Source organism: Nocardiopsis sp. KDC1DS13DA1 (genome assembly GCF_055632325.1).
The window spans coordinates 1-15,781 of record NZ_JBVMUY010000002.1 but is presented as its reverse complement, the minus strand read 5'-3'; the positions used below and the strand labels follow the sequence as shown (position 1 = coordinate 15,781).

Sequence of the window (15,781 nt, the reverse complement as noted above, 5' to 3'; positions counted from 1 at the left end):
GCGTTTCCTCTGTGCACGGTGCGGACACGGAAAAGCCCCCGGGTGCGCGCTCCGCGCTCCCGGGGGCCGATGGTCCGGATCGGGGGATCCGCGGCCGGGGCAACCGGCCGGGTGGTGGTTACCGTTCGTCCTGCTCCTCGGCCTGCCGCTGCAGGTCCCAGCCGCTGATGCCGCGCCAGGCGAGGCGGGCGACGAGCTGTTCGGCGGCCTCCTTGGGCACCTCGCCGTAGTTGTTGAGCCAGTAGCGGGCGCTGGTCTCGGCCATGCCGACCAGGCCGATGCTCAGCAGGCGGGCCTCCTCGTCGGAGATGCTGGTGTCCTGGCGGATCACCTTCTCGATCAGCTCGGCGCAGCGCTGGAAGGTCTGCTCGCTCTTCTCGCGCACCGCGGGCAGGTTGCGCAGGTCGGACTCGAAGACCAGGCGGAACGCCTCACCGTCGCCCGCGACGAAGTCGAAGTAGGCGCGGAAGCTCGCGATCACGCGCTGGCGGTTGTCGTCCGTGCTCTCCAGCGCCTCGCGCTGCTTCTCGACCAGGGCCTCGGAGTGCTCCTCCAAGAGGGCGAGGTAGAGCTCCAGCTTGCCTGGGAAGTGCTGGTACAGGACGGGCTTGCTGACTCCGGCGCGGTCGGCGATCTCGTCCATGGCCGCGGCGTGGTACCCGCGGGCGACGAAGACCTCCTGTGCCGCGGCCAGGAGTTGGCGTCGGCGCCTGACCCGGGGCAAGCGGGTACCCCGGGCGCGGGCGTCTGAAGGAGCTGTCACACCCACACCCTCCGAAATCGGCATGGCAGATGCACGCCACCTCGAACATCTGCGTGGCTAGTACTGCCCGGCGCGACACGGTGTCGCGCCCCACAGCTTTTCCCTCATCTTACTGCGGCGTAGGTTCGGTGTGGGCGCTCAGCCGCGGGACCGGGTCACCGGTGCTCCTCCTCCTGGTCGGTGCCCAACGTGCGCAACTGCTCGACCACGTCCGCCTCGTTGGCCTGCTCCAGCCTCCGACCAGCGGGGTTCTCCAGCCACTGGCCGTTCTCCTCCTCGGTGGTCTCCGCGCCCTGTTCCAGCGCGTCCGCCTCGGGTACGGCCTCCGACGGGTCCTCCTCGATCGCGGGGCGCCTCTTCCCGGCCCGGTTCTGTGCTGTCACGGGAGCCTCCCGGCGTCGTCGCTGCGCGTACAGTCGACACTACCCGCCCCGAGGTCGCCGGTGAGGGAACCCGCGGGCGTGAATCCGCAGGCGGTGAGGGGTGGCGGAGGTACGTTCGGGTACGTGCGGGCGGGGTGTGTCCCACACCTCCCCGGGGTGGGAATGGGAAACCCCACCCGTTAGGTTGGGTATAAGTGCAAGCACGCTTCGCACCCCGCCCCCTCGGCCGGATGCCCTCCGGTCCGGGCGGTGCGGAGCAACCTGAACAGACCTGAGGAGTCACCGTGTCGCTGCCGCCGCTGGTGGAACCAGCTGACGAGCTGACCGTGGACGAGGTGCGCCGCTACTCGCGTCACCTGATCATCCCCGACGTGGGCATGGACGGGCAGAAGCGCCTGAAGAACGCGAAGGTCCTGGTCGTCGGCGCGGGCGGTCTGGGCTCCCCGGCACTGCTCTACCTCGCGGCCGCGGGTGTGGGCACGCTCGGCATCATCGACTTCGACGTCGTCGACGAGTCCAACCTCCAGCGCCAGATCATCCACGGCCAGAGCGACGTCGACCGTCCCAAGGCCGAGTCCGCGCGGGACAGCATCAAGGAGGTGAACCCCAACGTCGAGGTCGTCCTGCACCAGGAGCGCCTGGAGTCGGACAACGCGTTGGACATCTTCGCCGGCTACGACCTGATCCTGGACGGCACGGACAACTTCGCCACCCGCTACCTGGTCAACGACGCCTGCGTGCTGCTGGACAAGCCGTACGTGTGGGGCTCGATCTACCGCTTCGACGGCCAGGTCAGCGTGTTCTGGAACGAGTACGGGCCGCAGTACCGCGACCTGTACCCCGAGCCGCCGCCGCCCGGTATGGTCCCCTCCTGCGCCGAGGGCGGCGTGCTGGGCGTGCTGTGCGCGTCCATCGGCTCCGTCATGGTGAACGAGGCCATCAAGCTCATCACCGGTATCGGCGATCCGCTCGTCGGCCGCCTGCTCATCTTCGACGCCCTGGAGATGACCTGGCGCGAGGTGAAGGTCCGCAAGGACCCCGACACCGAGCCGGTCACCGAGCTCATCGACTACGAGGCCTTCTGCGGCGCGGTGTCCGAGGAGGCCACCGAGGCCGCCGCCGGTTCCACGATCACCGCGGGCGAGCTCAAGGACCTCCTGGACAAGGACGAGGACATCTTCCTGGTCGACGTCCGGGAGCAGAACGAGTACGAGATCGTCAACATCCCGGGTGCCACCCTCATCCCCAAGGGCGAGTTCCTCAACGGCAAGGCCTTCGAGCGGCTGCCGCAGGACAGGCGGATCGTCCTGCACTGCAAGTCGGGCGCGCGTTCGGCCGAGGCGCTGGCCGCGGTCAAGGCCGCCGGGTTCAACGACGCCGTGCACGTCGGCGGCGGGGTCCTGGCCTGGATCAACCAGGTCGACCCGAGCCTGCCCGTCTACTGACCGGCGGAGTCCGGGAGAGGGGGACGGAGGGCGGGAGGACCCGCCTCCGTCCCCCTCCTCGTCCACGGACCCGGACCCTGTCCCGCGCCACCGCCCGTGAGTGGGTACAAGTCCCACAGGGGCCGCCCACGTCGTCGGAGCGGTCCGCCGCTGGGAGGTGGCGCTATGCGAGAGAAGGGACGCTGGGCGGACTGGGTGGCCGTAGCCGCCGGTCTGGCCCTCGGAGTGAGCTGGATGTGGCACGGGATGTACGGCTGGAGCGGCGGACTGATGTTCGTGCTCGGGCTGGTCGTGATCATGGCGGCGGTCATCTCACTGAACCGCCCCGCGGCGGTGTCCGGGGAGATCGCCCTGATGGCCATCGGCCTGCTGACCTTCGCCCTGCCGTGGATCCTGGGGTTCACCGACCAGACGGCCGCCGCGTGGAGCGCGTGGCTCATCGGGCCGGCGATCATGCTGCTGGGCGTGTACGGACTGACGATGGCCGGGCGGACCCGCAGGCGCGACCCGGAACTCGCCTGGACCATCCACCGCAACGAGTTCGGCGGCAGACCGTCCGGTCGCGTGAGCGACCACTGAGGCCGGTACCGCGCGAACGAAGGCCCCCGACCCCGCCCCCGGTGGGGCGGGGGCCGGCCGCGGCGGCCCTAGTTGCAGTAACTCGGCGTGTACATCATGTTCCACCCGGTTTCCCGGTAGTACGGGTCGCGGACGCTGGCCTCGTACATCACGCACCTGTTCCGGGCGGGTCCCGCGGCCCCCGCGTAGTGGGAGAAGTCGCCGTCCTCCCTGTACAGGTTCCACCTGCCACCGGAATCGGGGTCAGCCTCCACGTACAGCCACGCGCGCACGTCGGTGGACACGCCGTGGTTGTGCCCGATCTTGCGGACCAGGACGCAGTTCTCGCCGAGTTGCTCGTTCCAGACGAGGTAGACGATGCCGACCGCGATGCCGTCGTACTCCGGACCTGTCGACCCCGGTAGGCGGATGGTGTTGGACTCCAGGACTCGGTAACCGCCCGAGGCCCACTCGCAACCGTTGTAGACCATGGTGTCCATCTCGGTGGAGCTGTGCGCGTTGGCGGTGTTGGCGGCGGCGAACACCGTGGTCAGCGCCAGGGCGGCGACGGCCGCGCCGCGTAGGGTTCGGACGATGGCGTTCTTCACGGGGTTGTCTCCTCTGCCGGAGGGGTGTGGACGCCCAGGATGCCGTGCGCCACTTGCCGTCCGCTTCACCCGTGGTTTGCCACGCGAGGGCGGGAGCCGTCGGGGCCCGCCGTCAGTCGGAGGGCCGCAGTAGGCTCTCCGGTGTGCTGGACGACTTCGACGACCCCCACACCGGTCCCGACGAGTACGCGGAGGAGGTCCTCTCCGCGGTCGAGTCCATCCCGCCCGGCATGGTGATGTCCTACGGCGACATCGCCGAGTACGTCGGCCGCGGCGGCCCCCGCCAGGTGGGCTCCGTCATGTCCACGTGGGGCGGTGCGGTGCCCTGGTGGCGCGTCGTGCGCGCGGACGGCCGCCCGCCCTCGGGCCACGAGGTACGTGCTCTGTCCCACTACGCGGCGGAGGCCACACCCATGCGTCCCGGCGCCGATCGCGTGGACATGCGCCGGGCCCGGTGGGAAGGGCGGACCTGAGCCCCGGCACCCGGCGGGACTGATCCCCGCGCGGCGGACGAATACGTCCGTTCTGGCCGAGAAGGTCCCCGACCTCTGGTGAACTGTTGGTCGTGGACCACGCCCGATACCGACTCGTGCGGCGCGCCAACCGGGCGCAGCCGCCGCCGGTGCTGGACGTGAACCAGCGGCGCGTGGTCGAGCACGAGGGCGGCCCCCTCCTGGTGCTGGCCGGACCCGGGACCGGGAAGACCACCACCATCGTCGAGGCCGTCGTGGACCGCATCGACAACCGGGGCGTGGACCCCTCGCGCGTACTCGTGCTCACGTTCAGCCGCAAGGCCGCCCAGGAACTGCGTGAACGGATCACCGCCCGGCTGCGCCGCACCACCCGCGAACCCCTCGCCCTCACCTTCCACAGCTACGCCTACGCCCTCATCCGACGTGAGTTCCAGCGGATGGGCGACCTGCCGCCGCGGCTGCTCTCCGGGCCGGAACAGCTCATGGAGGTGCGCGAACTCCTCGCCGGCGAGGCCCTCGACGGCGCCGACCACTGGCCCGAGCGGCTCCGCCCCGCCCTGGAGACGCGCGGTTTCGCCGAGGAGCTGCGCGACTTCCTCATGCGCGCCCAGGAACGCGGCCTGGGACCGGCCGAACTCGACCTGCTCGGCCGCGAGCGCGGCAGGGACGACTGGGAGGCCGCGGCCGGGTTCCTCGACCGTTACACCGGCCGGTTCGACATCGCCCCCGTGCCCACGCTCAACTACGCCGAACTCGTCCGCGTCGCCGCCAACATGCTCGCCGACCCCGAGGTGCAGGAGCGCGAGCGCGCCGCCCGCGAGGTCGTGTTCGTCGACGAGTACCAGGACACCGACCCCGCCCAGGAGGAGCTGCTCCGCGCCCTGGCGGGGGACGGCCGCGACCTCGTCGCCGTCGGCGACCCCGACCAGTCCATCTACGCGTTCCGCGGCGCCGAGGTCGACAACATCCTGGAGTTCCCGCGCCGTTTCCGGGCCGCCGACCGTTCCGAGGCCCCCGTCGTCGCGCTGCGCACCTGCCGCAGGAGCGGAACCGCGCTGCTGGCTGCCTCCCGGGGGCTGACCCGGCGCCTGCCCGCCGTCGCGTCGGCGGGCGGGCACGTCAACGAGCACCGCGACCTGACCCCGGGCGAGAACGTCCGGGAGGGCCGGGTCCGGGTCCTCCTGGCGGACAGCGCCGCCCAGGAGGCGGCGGTCATCGCCGACACGCTGCGCCGGGCGCATCTGGTCGACGGGGTCCCGTGGTCGGACATGGCCGTCCTCGTGCGCTCCTCCGCCCGCCAACTGCCGGTCCTGCGCCGCGCCCTGACCGCCGCGTCGGTGCCCGTGGTCGTGGGCGCCGACGACCTCCCGGTGGCCGCCGAGCCGATCGTACGGCCCCTGCTCGCGCTCATCCGCTACGGCCTGGACCCGGACGAGCTCGACGACGACGCCGCCCGCGACCTGCTCACGGGTCCGTTCGGGGAGGCCGACACCGTGCGGTTGCGGCGGCTCGTCCGGGCCCTGCGCCGCCTCGACCTGGACCGGGTCGCCGCCGCCCGGGCCGACGGCACCGCGGGGGAGGGCGACGACGTGGCCGCCGACGGCGACCGCCCCGACGGCTACCGGCCCGCGTCCCGCCTGCTCGTGGACGCGCTGCGCGACCCCCGTGAACTCGCCCTCGTCGACCGCGGGGTCGCCGCGCCCGCCCTGCGCATCGCCGGGGCCCTGGCCACCGTCCGGACCCTGGCCGCCCGGGGTGCCGACGCCGAACAGGTCCTGTGGGAGCTGTGGCGCGACAGCGGCCTCTCCGACCGCCTCCTCCGCGCCAGCCAGGCGGGCGGCCGCAGGGGAGCCTCCGCCGACCGCGACCTGGACGCCGTCGTCGCCCTTTTCGAGAGCGCCGCCCGCTACTGCGACCGCCTGCCCCCCGGCACCCCCGCCGGGTTCCTGGAGGACCTCGCCGCCCAGGAGATCCCCGGTGACAGCCTCGCCGAGCGCGCGCCCGAGGGAGAGGCGGTGCGCATCCTCACCGCGCACCGCTCCAAGGGGCTGGAGTGGGGGCTGGTCGTGGTGGCCGGCGCCCAGGAGGGAGACTGGCCCGACCTGCGGCTGCGCGGATCGCTCCTGGGCGTGGAGGAGCTCGTCGACGCCGACGCCCACTCCGCCGACACCTCCGGCGCGGCCCTCGCCTCCAAGCTCCTGGACGAGGAGCGCCGCCTGTTCTACGTCGCGCTCACCCGCGCCCGGCACACGCTGGTGGTCACGGCCGTGGGCGGGGAGGAGAGCGACGAGCGCCCCTCGCGCTTCCTCACGGAGATGGGTGCGGGCGACCCCGAACCGGTCAGCACCGGCCGCCGCTGGCTCTCCCTGCCCGCGCTCGTCGCCGATCTGCGCTCGGTGGTCACCGACCCCTCCGCGCCCGACCCGCTGCGCGAGGCCGCCGCCGCCCACCTGGCCCGGCTGGCCGAGGAGGGCGTGCGCGGCGCCGACCCGTCCGAGTGGTACGCCCTCACCCCCTTCACCGACGACCGGTCGCTGGCGGGGGAGGAGGACACCATCCGCGTCTCCCCGTCCCAGGTGGAGAGCTTCACCAACTGCCAGCTTCGGTGGCTGCTCGAACGCGCCGCCGGGGCCTCCTCCGGCGACTCCGCCTCCGCCCTCGGCACGGTGGTGCACGCCGTCGCCGTCCTGGTCGCCCGGGGCAGCTCCCCGGACGAGATCCACAAGCGCATGGACGAGATCTGGTCCGACCTGGACTTCGGCGGCCCCTGGCAGGCGGACAAGCAGCGCGAGCGCGCCGACGAGATGGTCGGCAAGCTCCTGGACTGGGACGCGGCCAACGACCGTGAACTGGTCGTCACCGAGGAGGGCTTCCGCGTCGACGTCGGCGGCATCGAGATCACCGGCCGCGTCGACCGACTCGAACGCGACGCGCAGGGGCGCGCGTTCGTCGTCGACATCAAGACCGGCGGCGCCAAGGCCGACGACCTGGCGCGCCACCCCCAGCTCGGCGTCTACCAGATGGCCGTGCTCAGGGGTGCCTTCGGCAAACTCGGCCTCACCGAACCCGGCGGTGCCGCCCTCGTCCAGGTCGGGGGCGGCGCCCTCACCCGCACGGCGCGCGAGCAGCCCCAGCCGCCGCTCGGCGAGGACCCCGACCCCGGGTGGGCCGGGACACTGGTGCGTGAGGTCGCCACCGGGATGGGCGGGTCCCGCTTCACCGCCACCCGCAACCAGGGCTGCAACGCGTGCGCCGTACGCGCCTGCTGCCCCGTGCAGGACGAGGGACGACATGTGTGAACCCCCGCCCCCGCCACGCTGAGGACGCCGTAACCGAACCTCCCCCACCACCCCGAGAGCCACCCCATGTCTGCACCCCTGACCGACCCCGCCGACGCCGCACCGCCGTTCCCCCGCCTGACCCCCGCCGAACTGGCCCGCCTCCTCGGCCAGCCCGAGCCCACCGCCGAGCAGTCCGAGGTCATCTCCGCACCCCTGGAACCGGGTGTGGTCATCGCGGGCGCCGGGTCGGGGAAGAGCGAGACCATGGCCTCCCGCGTGGTGTGGCTGGTCGCCAACGGACACGTGCGTCCCGAGCAGGTGCTCGGCCTGACCTTCACCCGCAAGGCCACCGCCGAGCTGGCCGAACGCGTCCGCAAGCGGCTCGACCAGCTCCGCGCCACCGAACAACTGCCCGCCGAGGTGCTCGACGGAGAGCCCACGGTGTCCACCTACAACGCCTACGCCGGGCGGATCGTCTCCGACCACGCCCTGCGCGAGGCGGTCGAGCCCACCGCCCGCCTGCTCAGCGAGGGCCAGTCCTGGCAGCTGGCCGCCCGGATCGTCGGCGAGTACGACGGGCCCATGGACCACATCACCGTCGGGGCCGACACGGTGACCCAGCGGGTGCTGCACCTGTCCGGGGAGATCGCCGACCACCTGACCACCACCGACCGCGTGCGCGGGATCGGCCGGTGGATCCAGGCCGAGGTCGACGCGATGACCCGCAAGCCCACCAGGGAGACCCGTGACCTGGTCGCCGCCCAGCGCCGCCGCGAACAGCTCCTGCCGCTGGTGGAGCGGTACAACCACGCCAAGCACGTCCGCGAGGCGATGGACTTCGGCGACCAGATGGCGCTGGCGGCGCGCATCGCGGAGAACCACCCCGAGGTCGGACTCATCGAGCGCGGCCGGTTCCGCGTGGTGCTCCTGGACGAGTACCAGGACACCAGCCACGCCCAGCTCGTCCTGCTGCGGTCCCTGTTCGGCGAGGGGCACCCGGTCACCGCCGTCGGCGACCCCTGCCAGTCCATCTACGGCTGGCGGGGCGCGATCGCGGCCAACCTCACGCGCTTCCCCACCGACTTCCCGACCGCTCCGGGGCGGCCCGCCCCCGTACGCCGCCTGTCCACGAGCTTCCGCAACGGTGAGCGCGTGCTGGGCGTGGCCGAGCGGATCTCCGAACCGCTGCGCGCGGAGGCCGCGCAGGTCCCGGTCCTGCACCCGGGGCCGGCGCGCCGGGGCCGCGGCACCGCCCTGGCCGCCCTCTTCCGCACCGAGACGGAGGAGGCCGCCTGGATCGCCGACCAGGTGCACAGCCTCGTGCACGCCCGGCCGGGGGAACCGGGTGACGCCTGCACCGCCCCCGACTTCCTGCCCTGGCCCGACGGTGAGTCCGGCGGCGGCGAGGACGGCGGGGTCAGCCCGGGCGACGTCGCCGTCCTGTGCCGGAAGAGGTCCCAGTTCCCTCCGCTGCGCGAGGCCCTGGAGGCGCGCGGTATCCCGGTGGAGGTGGTCGGGCTCGGCGGGCTCATGCTCGTCCCCGAGGTACGCGACATCATCGCCACCCTGCGTGTGGTGCACGACGCCTCGGCCGGCAACGAGCTGGCCCGCCTGCTCACCGGACCGCGCTGGCGGCTGGGTCCGCGCGACCTCGCCGCGCTGGGCGCCCGCGCCGCGGAGCTCGCCCGGCACACCCGCCGGGACCTGACGGCGCCCGACCCAGGGGAGGAGCCGGAGGACGACATCCTGCGGCGCACCGTCCTGGACCTGACCGCGGAGAGCGGCAGCCTGGTGGACGCCGTGGACGACCCCGGTCCCGCCGAGAACTACTCCGGGGCCGCCTACGACCGACTGGGGCGCCTCGCCGAGGAGCTGCGGTCGCTGCGCAAACTCGTCGGCCAGCCCCTGCCGGACCTGGTCACCGAGGTCGAGCGGATGCTCGGACTGGACATCGAGGTGGCCGCCCGCACGGGCCGCGACCCCCTCTCGGCCCGCGCCGACCTGGACGCCTTCGTCGACCACGCGGTCCGTTTCGTCGGCAACAGCGAGGACCCCACCCTGGGCAGCTTCCTGAGCTACCTCAACGCCGCCGAGGAGAACGAGAGCGGTCTGGCGCCCGGCGAGCGGGTCGGCGGCTCCGACAGCGTCAAGCTCATGACCGTGCACGGGGCCAAGGGGCTCCAGTGGCCGGTGGTGGTCGTGCCCGGCGTGAGCGCGGGGCGCAGGGCGCCGCTGTTCCCGGCCAGGGCGCGCGACTCGCTGGCCTGGGTCAGGGCCGACCACCTGCTCCCGTACCCGCTGCGCGGCGACCGCACGAGCCTGCCTGTCCTGGCGGGGGCGGCCAAGGAGGACATCGCCGACTTCAGGGCGGCCGAGGAGGAGCGCCACCTGAGGGAGGAGCGGCGGCTGGCCTACGTGGCCGTCACCCGTGCGTCCTTCGCCCTGCTGTGCACCGGCCACTGGTGGGGCCGCACGGGGAGTTCGCCGCGCGGTCCGTCGGTGTTCCTGGACGAGGTCCGCGAGGCGTGCGAGGCGGGGTCGGGGGCGGTCGTGGCCTGGGCGCCGCCGCCGGACCCGGAGGAGACCAACCCGCACGACGACGAGGAGAACTCCGCGGTGTGGCCCCCGGTGCACGGCGACACGGGAGAGGAGGCCGCGCAGGAGGCAGCGGCCGGGGCGACACGGGCCGCCGCCGACACCCGACGGGCGGAGGTCCTGGAGGGCGCCGCCCTCGTCGAGCGCGCCCGGGAGCGCCTGCGCGCGGGCGCGGTCGCCGCCGAGCCCGCCCCCGCCGGGCTGCGCCGCCGCCTCCAGGGGTGGGAGCGCGACACCGAACTCCTGCTCGCCCACCGCCGGACCGCGGCTGCCGGACCGGGGGAGGGGCCGATCGAGGTCGAGCTGCCCGCCCACCTGTCGGTGTCGTCCATGGTGTGGCTGGCCCGCGACCCCTCCGCCCTGGCCCGCCAGATCCGTCGGCCGCTGCCGCGTCCGCCCGCGCCGCACACCCGGCGCGGAACCGCCTTCCACACGTGGCTGGAGCAGCGCTTCGGCCGTGACATCACGCTCCTGGACGAGTTGCCCGGCGCCGCCGACGAGACCGCGGGGGAGGACGAGGACCTGGCCGAGCTCCGGAGCCGCTTCGAGGAGAGCGAGTGGGGCGCGCGCGTCCCGGTCGAGGTCGAGGCGCCCTTCGAGACGGTCATCGGCGACCGCCTCATCCGGGGGCGGATGGACGCGGTGTTCCACGACCCCGCGACCGGCCGCTACGACGTCGTGGACTGGAAGACCGGCCACCCGCCCACCACGGACGCGGAGCGGCGCGCGGTCGGCGTGCAGCTGGCCGCCTACCGGCTGGCGTGGGCCGACCTGGCGGGGGTCGAACTCCACGAGGTCAGGGCCGCCTTCCACTACGTCCGTGCCGGGGAGACCGTCCGCCCCGCCGACCTGCTCGACGCCGCGGGACTGGCCGCGCTCATCGCCTCGGTACCCGAGCCCGGGTGAGAGCGCCGACACTCCCTCCGACGGCGCGGACGCCCGTCGGAGGGAGTGTCGGGCTCCGCCCCCGGGCCGGGGCCGGAGCGGCGCGGACACGGTGCGGGCCGCCCCCGCGGGGTCACACCATGCCGAAGACGAAGCCGCCCGCGGAGTCGGTGTCCTCACCGAACAGGAACTCCCGGCCCGACTGGATGAACTCCTCGCGGCTGATGGACCCGTCGCCGTCGGTGTCCAGGGCCCTGAACCGCTCCCAGGCGGTGTCGACGGTCGCGCCCAGGACCTCGGCGTACTCCACGTACTCGGCCTCGCTGATCGAGCCGTTGTCATCGTCGTCGAGGAGGTCGAAGACCGCGTCGGCCAGGGCCTCGGTCGGGTTGGACCGGCTCCTGTCCTCCGACACCGCACGCATGGCCCCGACGAACGCCTCCCGGTCCAGGCCGCCGTCGGCCGACCCGGAGCGGCGGACCAGTTCGTCCCACAGCCCGCGGTAGGCGGTGTGGATCGCCCGGGCCCGGGCGTCGTCCGCGCCCAGGGAGTACCCCTCGGAGTAGCGGTCGACCAGGCGCTGGTAGTCGTCCCAGGCCAGGGCGGCGTCATTGTCGCTGTCCAGGGTGTCGAAGAGCGTGCCGAACCGCTCGGCGATCGCGGCGGAGGGGACGGTGTCCACGGGCGTTCCTCTCGTCGGTGGGCGGGGCTGTCCCGCCCGCTGCACACTTCGAGTCTCCCGCGCCCCGCACGGTTCCCGGTACGGTTTCGCGCCTTCCTTGACACATGGGCGGGTGCGACCACCGACCCCTGGGTGTCCGCCCGCAGCGGGTGCACCGGAGCTCCCGACGACGTCCTAGGCTCGGAACGGACAAGGACGTCGGGCAGGAAACGGGAAAAACATGGACGTACGCGGTTACATCGAGGCGCACAGGGACGAGTTCCTCTCCTCTCTCAAGGAGTGGCTGGCGATCCCGTCGATCTCCGCCGACCCGGCCCGCGCCGACGACGTCCGCGCCTCGGCGCGGTGGCTCGCCGACCACCTCACCGCGACCGGCTTCCCGACCGTCGAGGTGTGGGAGACACCCGGGCTGCCCGCGGTGTACGCCGAGTGGCCCGCCGCCGACCCCGAAGCGCCGACCGTGCTCGTCTACGGCCACCACGACGTCCAGCCCGTCGACCCGGTCGGGGAGTGGGAGACCGACCCCTTCACGCCCACCGAGCGCGGCACCTCACTGTTCGCGCGCGGCGCCTCCGACGACAAGGGCCAGGTCCTGTTCCACGCCCTGGGCGTACGCGCCGCCCTGGCCGCGTCGGGTGCCGACGCCCCGCCGGTCACCCTCAAGCTGCTGGTCGAGGGCGAGGAGGAGTCCGGCTCGGTGCACTTCGCCGAGCTGATGCGCACCAACCGGGAGCGCCTGGCCTGCGACGTCGCCGTCATCTCCGACACCACCATGTGGGCGGCCGACACCCCGTCCATGTGCGTGGGCATGCGCGGCGTCACCGACGTCGAGATCAGCCTGTACGGCCCCTCCCGCGACCTGCACAGCGGCTCCTTCGGCGGCGCGGTGCCCAACCCGCTCAAGGCCATGAGCGACCTGCTGTCCGGCCTGCACGACGCCGACGGGCGGATCGCCGTTCCCGGTTTCTACGACGGCGTGGTCGAGGCCAGCGACGAGGAGCGTGAGCTCATCGCCCAGCTGCCCTTCGACGAGGGGGAGTGGCTGGAGACCGCGGCCTCCACCGCCACCTGGGGCGAGGCCGGGTACAGCACCCTGGAGCGGATCTGGCTGCGCCCGACCGCCGAGATCAACGGCATGTGGGGCGGGCACACCGGCGCGGGCGGCAAGACGATCGTGCCCCGTTCCGCGCACGCCAAGGTCAGCTTCCGCCTCGTGCCAGGCCAGGAGCCCGTGCGCGTCCAGGACCGCGTCCGGGCGTACGTGGCGGCCAACACCCCCGACGGCCTGCGCGCCGAGCTGGCGTTCGGCGGCCCGGGCGTGCGCGCGTGCGCCTCCGACCTGACCTCCCCCGAGCTGCTGGCCGCGCGCACCGCGATGGAGCGCGCCTTCGGTACCCGCGTCCTCTACACCCGCGAGGGCGGCAGCGGACCGGAGGCCGACATCGCCGACGTCCTGGGCGCGCCCCTGGTGTTCGTCGCGGTCGGCCTGGACGAGGACCGCATCCACGCGCCCAACGAGAAGGTCGAGGTCCCGCTCCTGCTCAAGGGCGCCGAGAGCGCCGCCTACCTGTGGGAGGAGCTCGCCGCCGCACGCCGCGGCTGAGCGGTGGCCGAGAGGGTACGGGAGGCCGTGGGCGGCGGCGCGGGGAGTGCGCCGCCGCCCCGGTGGTGTTACCTGTAGGAGTAGGGCCGTGCTCCCGCGGCCGAGAGACCACCCGGAAGGACCCATGGACCTCGACGCCACCCCCTCACTGTCCCGCACCGCTGTGGACCCCGCGGGCCATCGGCGCGCGGACGCCGCGTGGCTGGAGAAGGCGTGGGCGGACCCGAACACGCGTGTGCTCGTCCTGGAGGGCGGGGACCCCGGCAGCTACGGCTGGCAGGCGGTCATGAACAAGCAGTCGCGCGCGCTCGTCACGACCGGCGGGGCGCCCGGACTCGTGTTCACCGCTCCGGGCGAGGCCCCCGAGGGCGAGCGGTACCTGCTGGGCACCCAGGACGGCACGGCCTACTTCGCGGTGCGCTCCCTGACGGACCTCGCCGCCACCCCGGCCGCCGCGCCCGCATCCCTGCGCGAGGTCGGCGCCCTGCTCGACGACCGCGACACCGGCCTGCTGACCCGGGCGGTCGCGCTGGCCAACTGGAACGCCTCGCACGGCTTCTGCCCGCGCTGCGGGTCGCGCACGGCGACGGCCTCGGCCGGGCACGTGCGCGTGTGCGAGGAGGAGGGGACCGAGCAGTACCCCCGGACGGACCCGGCGGTGATCATGCTGGTGCACCGTGAACGCGACGGCCGCGAGGAGGCCCTGCTGGGCAACAACCCCAAGTGGGGCTCCCGCCGCTTCTCCGTCCTGGCGGGCTTCGTGGACGCGGGGGAGTCGCTGGAACAGGCGGTGGTGCGCGAGGTGGCGGAGGAGGCCGGGATCGTCGTGGAGGACCCGCGCTACCTGTCGTCGCAACCGTGGCCGTTCCCGCGCAGCCTCATGGTGGGCTACACCGCACGGGCGGTCGGGGAGACCGAGCGCACGGACGACGAGATCGCCGAGACCCGCTGGTTCACGCGCGAGCGGCTCTTCACCGCCGTGGACTCCGGGGAGGTCACCCTGCCCGGACGGGTCTCCATCGCGCGCTCCCTCATCGAGCGCTGGTACGGGGGCCAACTGCCCGGAGAGTGGTGACGGCCGCTCGAAGCCGGGCGGTCACCCGAGGCGGCCCGTCGTTCGGGCGCCGGCAGGGTTGCGCACGACGGGTCGAGCCGCGCGGCGGGGAACGGGCGGCAGGCGCCGCCGGGGCGCCCGACGAGGGAGGGTACCGCGCCGCAGGCGTCCCTCGGGGGCGGACGGCCGGGCCGAAGCCAGGCGGAGGGCCCGGAACAGGCACGGCCCCGCACGCCCGCCCCCCGGGATCGGTCGTGCGGGGCCCTCACCTGTGTTCGGTCTCGCGTTCCCTCGTCGCCGACGGCCTCAGTTCGCGCCGGTCGAGGTGTTCAACTCGTCCGGGAGCGGGGCCAGAGGGCTCGTGCTGCTCTCCACCACGTCCCGCGCCAGGTCCGCCACCTTGCGGCCGCGTGAGCGCGCCGAGGACCGCAACCGTTCGAACGCCTCTCTGGGCAGCAGCGTGTGCCGCTCCGCCAGAACACCGATCGCCTGCTCGACGGTGACACGCGAGTGCAGGGCGTGTTCCAGCTGCGCGACCGTGTGGCGCAGCCGCTCCACCTCGGTCGCATCCTCCGGCGCGCGCCCGGGCGACTGGACGCGCGGCTTCGGTACACCGGCCTCGTTCGACAGCAGGTCCGCCAGGACCATGGCGCTCACCAGGTCGGGCATCTCCTGCCCGCCCCCGACCCGCCATCCCGTCGGGGTGCGGCGCACCACGCCGACGTCCAACGTGTCGGCGACCGCGATGTCATGAGGCCTCATGTCGTCCCCCAACTCAACACTCCCCGTCGTCTTCGTCCAACCAGAGGTTGGCCGTGCTGGTCGCCGGACGGTACGCGGATGCTCCGGGGCCGCTGCCCCGAGGGAGGAGTCCCCGCGGTGCGGACCGCGCCCCGAAGGGGGCCGCGGTCCGCGCACCGACCTACGCCAACTCGGTCAGTTTCTTCTTCACCTGAGCGAGCGACGGGTTGGTCATCGCCGCACCGTCGCTGAAGACCAGCGTGGGAACGGTCTGGTTCCCGCCGTTGGCCCTCATCACGATCTCCGCGGACTCCGGGTGCTCCTCGATGTTCACCTCACGCCCGGTGATCCCCTCGCGGGCCAGCTGGCTCTTGAGCCGCTTGCAGTACCCGCACCACGGGGTGGTGTACATCGTGAACAGTTCGGTGCCCGTCTTGGTCATGTCGCTCATATCCACTTCCTGTCAGGCGTTCGGTGGGGATCGGTCGATCCACCACGTGACAACACCGTGTGGCGCGACCCGCTTCCCGCGACCGCCAGACACATCGTGGGACGCCTCACAGGCCGGACTGGTTCCGGATTGTGCGGTGGCGCTCCGAAGGCACGTGGTGTCGATCCGCTCCCGGTGACGCCTGATACTTGAGAGACTGTTCCCGCCCGTCGCCCACCACCACCCTCAACGGACGGCCTCCGGCCGCAGCCCGCTTGCC

General features: G+C 73.3%; 13 protein-coding genes. 7 read left to right on the top strand and 6 right to left on the bottom strand.

Annotation, left to right across the window (positions count from 1 at the left end; all coding sequences use genetic code 11):
- Nucleotides 1-118: 118 nt before the first annotated feature.
- Both ACTVAJ_RS00465 and ACTVAJ_RS00460 read right to left on the bottom strand, forming a co-directional pair.
- Nucleotides 119-763, bottom strand: coding sequence for a TetR/AcrR family transcriptional regulator (locus ACTVAJ_RS00465; protein ID WP_470385975.1), 645 nt, complete (start codon nt 761-763; stop codon nt 119-121).
- A gap of 155 nt (nt 764-918) precedes the next feature.
- Nucleotides 919-1,146, bottom strand: coding sequence for a hypothetical protein (locus ACTVAJ_RS00460; RefSeq protein WP_470385974.1), 228 nt, complete (start codon nt 1,144-1,146; stop codon nt 919-921).
- 284 nt (nt 1,147-1,430) lie between these two features.
- Here ACTVAJ_RS00460 and moeZ point away from each other — a divergent pair, with 284 nt between their 5' ends.
- A complete protein-coding gene (moeZ, locus tag ACTVAJ_RS00455; protein WP_470385973.1) occupies nt 1,431-2,591 on the top strand; it encodes an adenylyltransferase/sulfurtransferase MoeZ in 1,161 nt (386 codons plus the stop codon).
- A 165-nt stretch (nt 2,592-2,756) separates the two neighbouring features.
- Nucleotides 2,757-3,170, top strand: a complete 414-nt coding sequence (locus ACTVAJ_RS00450) for an SPW repeat protein (protein ID WP_470385972.1) — start codon at nt 2,757-2,759, stop codon at nt 3,168-3,170.
- A 68-nt stretch (nt 3,171-3,238) separates the two neighbouring features.
- On the opposite strand, the gene ACTVAJ_RS00445 is transcribed toward ACTVAJ_RS00450, so the two are convergent.
- Nucleotides 3,239-3,757 carry a hypothetical protein gene (locus ACTVAJ_RS00445; protein WP_470385971.1) on the bottom strand — a complete coding sequence of 173 codons (519 nt, stop codon included), beginning with the start codon at nt 3,755-3,757 and terminating at the stop codon, nt 3,239-3,241.
- 143 nt (nt 3,758-3,900) lie between these two features.
- Between ACTVAJ_RS00445 and ACTVAJ_RS00440 the strand changes: the two genes are divergently transcribed.
- The 3 genes from ACTVAJ_RS00440 to ACTVAJ_RS00430 all read left to right on the top strand — a co-directional run bounded on the left by ACTVAJ_RS00440 (nt 3,901) and on the right by ACTVAJ_RS00430 (nt 11,012).
- On the top strand, nt 3,901-4,230 hold the full coding sequence (locus ACTVAJ_RS00440) for an MGMT family protein (RefSeq protein ID WP_470385970.1): 330 nt from the start codon (nt 3,901-3,903) through the stop codon (nt 4,228-4,230).
- A 116-nt stretch (nt 4,231-4,346) separates the two neighbouring features.
- Complete coding sequence (locus ACTVAJ_RS00435) at nt 4,347-7,529, top strand: ATP-dependent helicase (RefSeq protein WP_470386072.1); 3,183 nt, start codon at nt 4,347-4,349, stop codon at nt 7,527-7,529.
- Between the two features lie 66 nt (nt 7,530-7,595).
- Complete coding sequence (locus ACTVAJ_RS00430; RefSeq protein WP_470385969.1) at nt 7,596-11,012, top strand: UvrD-helicase domain-containing protein; 3,417 nt, start codon at nt 7,596-7,598, stop codon at nt 11,010-11,012.
- Nucleotides 11,013-11,124: 112 nt separating this feature from the next.
- On the opposite strand, the gene ACTVAJ_RS00425 is transcribed toward ACTVAJ_RS00430, so the two are convergent.
- Nucleotides 11,125-11,673, bottom strand: a complete 549-nt coding sequence (locus ACTVAJ_RS00425) for an EF-hand domain-containing protein (protein WP_470385968.1) — start codon at nt 11,671-11,673, stop codon at nt 11,125-11,127.
- Nucleotides 11,674-11,893: 220 nt separating this feature from the next.
- Here ACTVAJ_RS00425 and ACTVAJ_RS00420 point away from each other — a divergent pair, with 220 nt between their 5' ends.
- Nucleotides 11,894-13,276: a dipeptidase gene (locus ACTVAJ_RS00420; protein ID WP_470385967.1), complete on the top strand. Its 1,383-nt coding sequence runs from the start codon at nt 11,894-11,896 to the stop codon at nt 13,274-13,276.
- Between the two features lie 124 nt (nt 13,277-13,400).
- Nucleotides 13,401-14,351, top strand: a complete 951-nt coding sequence (gene nudC, locus ACTVAJ_RS00415) for an NAD(+) diphosphatase (protein ID WP_470385966.1) — start codon at nt 13,401-13,403, stop codon at nt 14,349-14,351.
- Nucleotides 14,352-14,636: 285 nt separating this feature from the next.
- Here nudC and ACTVAJ_RS00410 read toward each other — a convergent pair whose 3' ends face one another.
- Both ACTVAJ_RS00410 and ACTVAJ_RS00405 read right to left on the bottom strand, forming a co-directional pair.
- Nucleotides 14,637-15,092, bottom strand: a complete 456-nt coding sequence (locus tag ACTVAJ_RS00410) for an ANTAR domain-containing protein (protein ID WP_470385965.1) — start codon at nt 15,090-15,092, stop codon at nt 14,637-14,639.
- A gap of 160 nt (nt 15,093-15,252) precedes the next feature.
- Nucleotides 15,253-15,513, bottom strand: coding sequence for a mycoredoxin (locus ACTVAJ_RS00405; protein ID WP_470386071.1), 261 nt, complete (start codon nt 15,511-15,513; stop codon nt 15,253-15,255).
- Nucleotides 15,514-15,781 lie beyond the last annotated feature (268 nt).